The organism is Arachidicoccus sp., from assembly GCF_050436765.1.
GTDB lineage: Bacteria > Bacteroidota > Bacteroidia > Chitinophagales > Chitinophagaceae > Arachidicoccus.
On sequence record NZ_JBNQGD010000136.1, the window covers coordinates 1 to 5,409 of the forward strand.

Annotated in this window: 5 protein-coding genes; 1 reads left to right on the plus strand and 4 read right to left on the minus strand. The window is 36.8% G+C overall.

What is annotated here, in order from left to right:
- Positions 1-1,417: malate dehydrogenase (quinone) (gene mqo / locus ACQR30_RS05640; protein WP_429732504.1), on the plus strand; the 1,417-nt coding region annotated here is incomplete at its 5' end.
- A gap of 226 nt (positions 1,418-1,643) precedes the next feature.
- Here mqo and ACQR30_RS05645 read toward each other — a convergent pair.
- The 4 genes from ACQR30_RS05645 to ACQR30_RS05660 all read right to left on the minus strand — a co-directional run bounded on the left by ACQR30_RS05645 (position 1,644) and on the right by ACQR30_RS05660 (position 5,224).
- Positions 1,644-2,591 (minus strand): toprim domain-containing protein, encoded by a 948-nt coding sequence (locus tag ACQR30_RS05645; protein WP_429732507.1) that lies wholly within the window; start codon positions 2,589-2,591, stop codon positions 1,644-1,646.
- Between the two features lie 871 nt (positions 2,592-3,462).
- Positions 3,463-3,894 (minus strand): YdeI/OmpD-associated family protein, encoded by a 432-nt coding sequence (locus tag ACQR30_RS05650; protein ID WP_429732510.1) that lies wholly within the window; start codon positions 3,892-3,894, stop codon positions 3,463-3,465.
- Between the two features lie 6 nt (positions 3,895-3,900).
- Complete coding sequence (locus tag ACQR30_RS05655) at positions 3,901-4,440, minus strand: SRPBCC family protein (protein WP_429732513.1); 540 nt, start codon at positions 4,438-4,440, stop codon at positions 3,901-3,903.
- A gap of 280 nt (positions 4,441-4,720) precedes the next feature.
- On the minus strand, positions 4,721-5,224 hold the full coding sequence (locus ACQR30_RS05660) for a transposase (protein ID WP_429732516.1): 504 nt from the start codon (positions 5,222-5,224) through the stop codon (positions 4,721-4,723).
- Between the last annotated feature and the right edge of the window lie 185 nt (positions 5,225-5,409).

The window sequence follows — 5,409 nt, forward strand, 5'->3', positions numbered from 1 at the left end:
TATGCTAAAAGAATTGATGCCCAAGGCAACCATTCATATTTATGAACGGTTAGATCAAATTGCTGTGGAGAGTTCCGATGCTTGGAATAATGCGGGCACAGGACATTCCGCTCTTTGCGAGTTAAACTACACACCGCAAATGCCTGACGGAAGTATTGATGCTTCTAAAGCATTGAAAATCATGGAGCAGTTTGAAAAGTCAAAACAATTTTGGGCCTATCTCGTTGAACATCATTTGATAGATACACCAAAAAGTTTTATTTCCCCTATTCCACACATGAGCTTTGTTTGGGGAGAAGAGAATGTATCATTTCTAAAAAAGCGCCATGCGAAATTATTGCAGTATCCCTTGTTTGAAGACATGCAATTTTCAGATAACCACGAGCAATTAAACGAATGGATTCCTTTGATAATGAATGGAAGACACCCTTCTGAAAAGCTTGCAGCAACCAAAATCGATATTGGTACAGACGTCAATTTCGGTGCACTTTCTCGCAACATCATCGGGCATCTTAAAAAAATAGAAGGAATAGAAGTGCACACCTTACATGAAGTACGTAAGCTCAAACAAGCCTCCGATGCAAGCTGGCGACTGAAGATAAAAGATTTGTCCAATGGAAGTACAAAAGAAGTCATTAGCAAGTTTGTATTTATAGGTGCTGGTGGGGGTAGCCTGCCTTTATTGGAAAAATCACGGATTCCCGAAGGCAAAGGATTTGGCGGATTCCCGGTAAGCGGCCAATGGTTGCGTTGCACTAATACAGAAGTCATTGCAAAACACAGCGCAAAAGTGTATGGCAAGCCGGCAGTAGGCGCACCCCCTATGAGTGACCCACATTTAGATACAAGAATGATTGATGGCGAACGGGCCTTGCTCTTCGGCCCTTTTGCAGGGTTCTCTTCCAAATTTTTAAAAAACGGCTCTTATTGGGACCTTCCAGCTTCCATAACTCTTTCTAATATTTGGCCTATGATAAAGGTAGGTTTAACGAATTTTGACTTATTAAAATATTTGATTCAACAAATAAAGCAAACAAATAACGACAGGGTAAACGCCTTGAGTAAATTTGTATTGAACGCAAAACCAGCTGACTGGAAACTGGAAATTGCCGGACAACGTGTACAGGTGATTAAGAAAGATAAGAAAAAAGGCGGGGTGTTACAATTTGGAACCGAGTTGGTAACATCTGCCGATGGCAGTTTAGCCGCTCTTTTGGGCGCTTCCCCAGGTGCTTCTACTTCTGTAGCAGTTGTACTCAGCATATTAGAAAGATGTTTTGCCGCGCAAACAAACACTACTGAATGGCAACAGAAATTAAAGAAAATGATTCCAACTTATGGACATTCACCGCAGCAAAGTCCTCAATTATATAAAGAAATGCGTGAATGGACTTCTAAGGTCTTGGAGTTAAATTAAAGATAGGAAATATTTGAAAAAAAGAGGTCACTGAATGACTCCCAAATCTTTACTACTTTAGGACTAGAACAAAAGTTTTCCTCAAAAAAGCAACTAAAATTATAGAGTGTTAAAAATATACATCGTCGGGCCAAATAGCTGCGCAGAGTTCCGCTCTCCATTTTGGAGCATGAGTTTATTGTAGAACCAGAGCCCCGAAAAACCAACCTATGACTAGCCAGTGTTTTTATTTATAAAGGCAGAATGGATGCAACCTTTTGTTTTTGCTTTTAGGCTTTATATAGTATTTTGTTTTTTGTTCGGCAGAAATTTCTTCCTTTACCAGCCACTCATTGATATCTTTGCATTGCCCGTATGTCGACGCAAGATTTTCCACCTGGATGTTGTTGTGAATGCAGTAGTCCTGCAATTTTATCGTACAGTTTTTCCCAGCTTTATCGTTGTCCAATAAGAGGTAAATTTTTTTATTTTGCAATATATGGGGCTTTGCTTTTTCTAACATCGAAACGGAATTTAATACGAGCCAATTTGTTGCTTGCGATAATAAATGCTCGTGGTGTTGTTTGGCCGAAAGAAAATCAAAGAAGCCCTCTACTATAGCTAGTGTATTTTTCTGCTCATCAAATAAACTAACATCTTTAGGTGCAATACAAGATTTAAAGTGGGGTGTTTTTAATTCCCAGCCTCCATTGATATTGGGGAAACCTATCGCCTCGAAAGTTTTTAACGTCTTTTGGTTCTGGACGGAAATTTCTTTACAATAAGATTGGGCGACAGCAATTTCTATACCCCTTGACCGAATATATGCTAGCAAGCTAGCGCTTTTAATCGACCCTATTTTCATTATTTTATAGACTGCTTGAATCGCCTCAACTGGCTTCTGCTTCTGTCTAATTTGCGGACGAAAAGAAATAACTTTCGAATCCAAAATTTCTAATACCTCAGAGATATTACAGCTATAATAACGCATACCAAAATCAATAATACTCCCACCTTCTCCTGTCCCGAAATCGTACCACAGATTTTTGCGATTATCTACTTTAAAGGAGGCAGTTCTTTCTTCTCTTAAAGGAGACTTGTACCAATAATCGTTCCCCTTTATTTTTGCTGTTGGAATATTCAATTGACGGAGGAAATCCACCAAGTTGATTTGTTTGGCGGCTTCTATGTTCATTTTGCGAAATTTTAAATGTTGAGAAATTAATGATAGTATGATTAGCGTGCAATGAGTTTTTTAGTTCTATTGCCGATTTTTGATAAATTGGCGAAAAGCCTCCCTTACATTAACCCAATCTGACGATTTACTTCAACGATGGACAGCTCTAATAGTAACTAATTGCTAATTTGTATTTGTCTTTTGCATCTTCATGCTGACGTAGAACTATTATTATAGTCCAATGCCCTGCTATAGTTGTCAGCATCATAAACGCTAGAGCTATTGTGAAGTTACCAAGAAATATGGAATCAAGCAATCCTTTTATACATTTTGCGCGATTAAAAATAGCCCGTAGATTTAACAACCAGCAACGTAAGCATTCTTTAATCAACTATGTCTATTTATGTACAACTTAGTTTAAACTATATCCATGCAACAAATTAACTCTTTTTAATTGCCTAAAGTTTTGCTTGTACATTATTGCAGATGGATTAGTTGGTTAATCCGGTTTAACTCACAATGACATAGTCGGATGCGGATGCCACCAGGATAAATCAACGCAATGCCATCATGATTGGCTGAGAGAAAGACTGTTCTTACCGAAATATAAAGCGCACTGATCTTTAAGCAACGCTATTTTAATCGCTAATCACTACGATTTCTTGTAGAAAGGTTGGTTCGGTGACATGTAAAAGGCCATGTTGAATTTTTATGAACAGAATAATATCAGCGCCTTTAAACACATATTTATAGAGCAGTTCAAATTTGCGGGCAATACTTATTTCTGATAGGTATTTAGGTGCAAATCTTTTTATCTTCATTTCAACAATATAAGAAATATAAGAAATATAAGAAAATTACCAATGCGATGTTGGCTGTTCGTTGTTTATTATTTAAGGCTTTCAATTGCTTTTTCAAGCCTTTTATTTCTGGTATCATCTGTTTTGGCATCTGTCAAAGAAACAACTATTGCCTTCTTTTTACTGGGTGCTAACTTGTCAAAATTTGCCTTTGCAATTTTGTTTTTGTCCAATGCTTTTTGTAAGTCCGCAGGGGTGTCAACCGTTCTTGGTGCTGTGTCTAATTCAAGTGCAATTTCAACAGTGTCTCCACCTTTTACATTTGCGTTTTTACGGTTTTCAGCACTTAAACTAATCATAAACTTGTCTCCCATTTTTCCTACCGCACTTCGGTATGTGTAGTTATTTATGGTTACAACTATCAAAGGTTTTTTGCCACCATCTAATTGGTTAAGAATTTTCTCGGAAACCTCAATTCCTGTGTTGTTGCCAGTTTGCAGTATTGTCGTCTTAAATTTCATTGCAATTTATTTTTCCAAATTTACTTTCAAATTTTCTAAACTCTTTTGAATGTCTTTACCAAGAAAATTGTCCATATTGATAAAAAGCAAAGCAATATTCAATGGGTAATTCATTTTTCCATTCATTGTCCAAACCACTTTTGTTTGATTTGCACTAACTGGCTGTAATTCGTAAGGAGTTTGTGAAACACTTTTGAAAGGTTTGATGAACCTTAACTCAATGTCAATTTTTTTATTTGGTTCTAACCCAATAAGCTCTTGTTCTCCCGACCCTAGATCTTTGTTGCCTTCATAGCTTAACACGAAGCCAATTTGTCCGTCATTGCCTTTAGCGGTTTCTTTCATATTAGGGTCTTTTAAAAACCAAGCGTTAAATGTTTTGTGATTTTTGAAAAAACGTAAATAATCATATACTATACTGTCAGGCTGATTAATTGTAATTTCTCTTTTTATAGTGTAATCTTTCTTTGTAAATAAGGCTGCAATAAGTACCAACCCAATGATTGCGATGAGTATATAAACAACTGTCATAAGTTTTCTTTTCATTTTTATCGTCTGTTATTTGTCTGTCCGTTTTATGTTGAGATGTAGTTTGTTACAATGACCGCCAACGTTAGGGCTTGGCGATGGCGGGGAAATTTATATTCTTTCGCCCGAACGTCAGCCGATAAAAGAACTAGAGTATAGAATAAGTACAAAAGTTCATCAAAGAATTCAGCCCGGAACTGCCGATGAATAGCGAACAAAAAGCTGATGAATGCACGTCAGCCCCGCTATTGCCAAGTCTCCACTGTTAGGCGTATGCGCTTTTGTCTGTCAGTGTTTTTTAATGCCTCATGTTAAGAATTTTTATGCACAGAGGTAATAGTCCTATTGAAACTCCAATAAAAAGCCATACTCTTAGGTAATTTAATTTTTGCCAAAGAATTGCTTTGTCCGCAATTTTTTTTCCAACTGTAGGGAGTTCTGCAATTTTTTGAAACTCAATAATGTTTGGGGCAAAATATAATATTGTCCAAACTCTCGCAACGAAGTGAACTGCAAACAAAACAAGTAGCCAATTTCTTATTGGGTCAAGTTTCCAACAGAAAATAATTGCAAGTATGAAAGTGATTTCGTGTAGAGAATGAAAAACTATCCAAAAAGTTTTTAAACTGACTCCGTTTTTATCCGAAAGTAGCTTAAAGGTTTCAGGAGGCGATGCGGTCCATTTTGGAACTAACACAGCAGTTTCAAAAATTTGTGCCCCGTTCATTAAGAAATAAATAAGCATTGTAATGAAAAGCCATATTTCAGCTCTTGTCAAATACTCTGTCGTAATATTGTTCATTTGTTTCGTTTTATTGGTTGGTAAATTTTCCAGTTATTTCGGTCATTACCTGAATAGCTGAAATGAAATATTTCTCAATTACCCGAATTTCGCTTTCAGAAAAGGATTTAATAAGTTTTATGCTTTTTTCCTGAAGGTCTGCAAATAGAGGTCCCAAAAGTTTCATTGCGTTTTGTGTGTTGGGG

What these genes read in the sequence shown, in the direction of transcription:
- ACQR30_RS05645 (WP_429732507.1), bottom strand. Translation starts at nt 2,591, where the DNA reads ATGAACATAGAAGCCGCCAAACAAATCAACTTGGTGGATTTCCTCCGT.
- ACQR30_RS05650 (WP_429732510.1), bottom strand. Translation starts at nt 3,894, where the DNA reads ATGAAATTTAAGACGACAATACTGCAAACTGGCAACAACACAGGAATT.
- ACQR30_RS05655 (WP_429732513.1), bottom strand. Translation starts at nt 4,440, where the DNA reads ATGAAAAGAAAACTTATGACAGTTGTTTATATACTCATCGCAATCATT.
- ACQR30_RS05660 (WP_429732516.1), bottom strand. Translation starts at nt 5,224, where the DNA reads ATGAACAATATTACGACAGAGTATTTGACAAGAGCTGAAATATGGCTT.